Source organism: Arcicella sp. GW458-12-2-14-TSB2 (assembly GCF_059423785.1).
In genome coordinates, this window is record NZ_JBWKYN010000294.1 from 1 (window position 1) to 3,604 (window position 3,604).

Here is a 3,604-nt window from a genome sequence, read left to right on the forward strand (position 1 = left end):
TTTTAATAGTACTTACAGAAAGTAATAAAACAATTACAAAAAATAAAATGAAAGTACCCAATACGGCAAGAATACGTATAATTGTCTTAGGTTTATCGGGATTTCTAATTACAATTGTTTTTAATACTTTATCTCCCAATCTTTTTTTAACATTACTAGTAGCCAAAACAATAAATTCTACTGGCCAAATAATTAGAAATAGATTCCGTAAAAATAATCTACCAAATGAAGGTACAATATTAGAATCTTCTTCATCTCGAACCATTATTCCCATTATCCATCTTCCTATACTTATACCATTTACACTATCTTTTGCAAAATAAAGTACAAAGATTAAAAGCATTACAAATGACATTGCTATTGTTATATCATTTAGACTATTTTCATTCATAAAGTCTGGTCCCAATGTTAGAAAAAAAATTAAAACTCCTATCGTGGACATTACAAAATGATCAATCATAAAGGCGGCTATTCTTCTTTTTCTAGATGATAGAGTTACATACTCCTTAAAATTTAGTGGCATAATAAATGTTTTTAGGGTTATTTTTTATTTCGATTTAATGGCTTACAATATAGTAATTCCATCTTTAATTTAAATATTTAATTTTCATATATTGAACCACTCATTCTACAAACACAAAAAATCCGCCCAGAACCTGAGCGGATTTTTTGGTGATAATTGAAACCTATCTAAAATTTTACACAGCAATATATTTCAAGAATTCAGCCTTAGTAGCTTCTTCTGCAAATTTACCACCATAAAAACTTGTAATAGTAGTTGATGTATCATCCTTCACTCCTCTTGACGCTACACAAAGGTGTTTGGCATCAATCATGATGGCTACGTCTTCTGTGCCTAAAAGCTTCTGTAATTCTTTGGCAATTTGCATTGTCAAACGTTCTTGTACTTGTGGGCGTTTGGCAAAATGCTGAACGATACGGTTTAATTTAGATAAACCTATCACTTGTCCATTCGCGATGTAAGCCACATGGGCTTTACCAAAAATAGGTACAAAGTGGTGTTCGCAATTTGAATAGAATGAAATGTTTTTTTCAACTAACATCTCATTGTATTGATATTTATTTTCAAAAAGAGCCACAGAAGGCATATTTTTAGGGTCGAGACCACTAAAAATCTCCTTTACATACATTTTTGCTACTCTTTTAGGCGTACCTTTTAATGAATCGTCTGTCAAATCTAATCCCAAAGTCTCCATAATTTGCTTGAAGTGGTATTCTATCTGAGCCATCTTTTCATCGTCAGTCATATCAAAAGCATCATCACGCATAGGAGTATCTACCGACGTCATGATATGCTCATCACCGATTTCTTCATCCGTAAACCTAATTTTATTATTGTTATCAACTAACAGGGTATTCAACAAAGTTTCGTTCGGTTTCATATAATCTAATTTTAAGGTCAAAGTTTGAGTTGATTTTGGGTTTCAGTTTGTCATAAATGACGATAGCGATGTTTTCAGCTGAAGGATTGATGTCTTTGAATTCTTCAGTATCTAAATTCAAATTTTTATGGTCAAATCTATCTAAAATTTCAACTTTGATAAGTTCGCTCAAGACTTTCATATCCATCACATAACCAGTTTCAATGTCTATTTCACCAGTTACTTGTACGATTAAATCATAATTATGCCCGTGATAATTGAAATTATTACATTTTCCATAAACACGTTCATTTTTCTCATCCGACCAATTCGGATTATTCAGTCGATGTGCGGCATTAAAATGCTCCTTCCTAAACACCGACACTCTTTTTGGCATCATATTATCTTTGATTTTTTTAAAATTCAACTTTTAATTAGTCATACTTTTCGACTAATTATGGTAAGTTGGAGACAATCATGCGGAATTTAGTCTCAAAGTTTAAAAGCCGTCTGAAAGGTTGTCAGCAACACTCTTAAACTAAATCAGCGTAATGGTATTCGTAATTAATAACAAGAGAACGTTTAAATTTGTTTAATTAATTACAAAAAAGATTAAACAAATATTCATCATGTTTATTTAGAAAATTCTTTCTTACAACAAATATCTTAAAATTATCAGCAATCAATTACTGATTTGAATGCTTTCACTAAATTATTTGTCAATCTTTCTTTTGAAGCCACAAATTATGATTATTTTTCTCGAAATTATTTGTTAGGTTAGAAACATCATTTTTTGATTTTGAGTTCAAATAATTTAAAAGGAACTCTGCAATGCTTACTAAAACACTATCTTCAAATTAAAAAAATGCAAAGACGCAAGTTTATCCAATCAACAGCTCTGGCAAGTACGGCCGCACTGACTATTCCCAATTTTGTATTTGGTGCTAAAGAAGATGAAAAAAAGGTTCGCCTTGGTTTTATCGGTGTGGGTCTCAGGGGAAGGAATCATTTAGAGATGGCAATGTATCGTGATGACGTAGAAATTAACGCCATCTGTGATATCGACCCTAATGCAATTGCTATTTCTTTAAAAATGTTGAAAGATAAAGGTCGAAAAGAGCCTGCTGTATATCAAAAAAACGAACATGATTTTGAGAACATGGTAAAACGTGATGATTTAGACGGAATCATCATCGCTACTCCTTGGGAATGGCACGTCCCGATGTCTGTTGCTACGATGAAAGCTGGCAAATATGCAGGCGTGGAGGTATCCGCAACGGTTACCTTACAAGAATCTTGGGATTTGGTCAATACTTTCGAGAAAACAGGTTCGCATTGTATGATTCTTGAAAATGTGTGCTATCGCAGAGATGTGATGGCTGTATTAAACATGGTTCGTCAGAATCTTTTTGGTGAAATAGTCCATTTACAATGTGGTTATCAGCACGATTTACGTGGTGTAAAGTTTAATGATGGTAAACAACCTTATGGTGGTGGGGTGGAATTTGGAGAAAAGGGTTTTTCTGAAGCTAAATGGCGTACACAACATTCGATAGATAGAAATGGTGATATTTATCCTACGCATGGTTTAGGGCCTGTAGCTGAAATGATAGATATTAATCGTGGTAACAGATTCCTTTCTTTGACCTCTACTGCTACCAAATCAAGAGGTTTGCATGATTATATTGTAAAGAAAGGCGGTGCCGACCATCCGAATGCTAAAGTAAAATTCAAATTGGGTGATGTAGTAACAACAGTCATTAAGTGTGCCAACGGAGAAACTATTTTGATTACACATGATACTAATTTACCCCGTCCTTATTCCTTAGGATTTAGAGTACAAGGCACGGAAGGCATCTGGACAGAAGATAACAAATCTATTTACTTAGAAAGCTTGGCGAAGAATCATGACCGTTGGGACCCTTTCAAGGAATATCAAGATAAATACGACCATCCACTTTGGAAAACGCATGCCAAGGATGCTGAAAACGCGGGTCATGGCGGGATTGACTACTTTGTATTAAGGGCTTTCGTAGAGTCTGTTAAAAGAAAGGTAGCACCTCCAATTGATGTGTATGATGCAGCGGTGTGGTCTGCAATTAGTCCATTATCAGAACTTTCAATTGCTAAAAATTCAGCTTCTGTCGAAATTCCAGACTTTACTAGAGGAAAGTGGAAAACCAACAAACGTATCTTTGGATTAACAGACGAATATTAAATAT

4 protein-coding genes are annotated in these 3,604 nt (G+C 33.9%); 1 reads left to right on the plus strand and 3 read right to left on the minus strand.

The features are described 5' to 3' along the window. The 3 genes from AC07XN_RS23745 to AC07XN_RS23755 all read right to left on the minus strand — a co-directional run. Nucleotides 1–523 (minus strand): RDD family protein (locus tag AC07XN_RS23745; RefSeq protein WP_494744849.1); only part of this gene is annotated, 523 nt, incomplete at its 3' end. A gap of 175 nt (nucleotides 524–698) precedes the next feature. Then, on the minus strand, nucleotides 699–1,403 hold the full coding sequence (gene folE, locus AC07XN_RS23750) for a GTP cyclohydrolase I FolE (RefSeq protein ID WP_309916634.1): 705 nt from the start codon (nucleotides 1,401–1,403) through the stop codon (nucleotides 699–701). Next, on the minus strand, nucleotides 1,363–1,782 hold the full coding sequence (locus AC07XN_RS23755) for a 6-pyruvoyl trahydropterin synthase family protein (protein ID WP_323247535.1): 420 nt from the start codon (nucleotides 1,780–1,782) through the stop codon (nucleotides 1,363–1,365). The genes folE and AC07XN_RS23755 overlap by 41 nt, the downstream gene beginning before the upstream one ends. Before the next feature lie 465 nt (nucleotides 1,783–2,247). On the opposite strand from AC07XN_RS23755, the gene AC07XN_RS23760 reads away from it, so the two are divergent. Then, nucleotides 2,248–3,600, plus strand: coding sequence for a Gfo/Idh/MocA family protein (locus AC07XN_RS23760; protein ID WP_494744850.1), 1,353 nt, complete (start codon nucleotides 2,248–2,250; stop codon nucleotides 3,598–3,600). The last annotated feature ends 4 nt before the right edge of the window (nucleotides 3,601–3,604 follow it).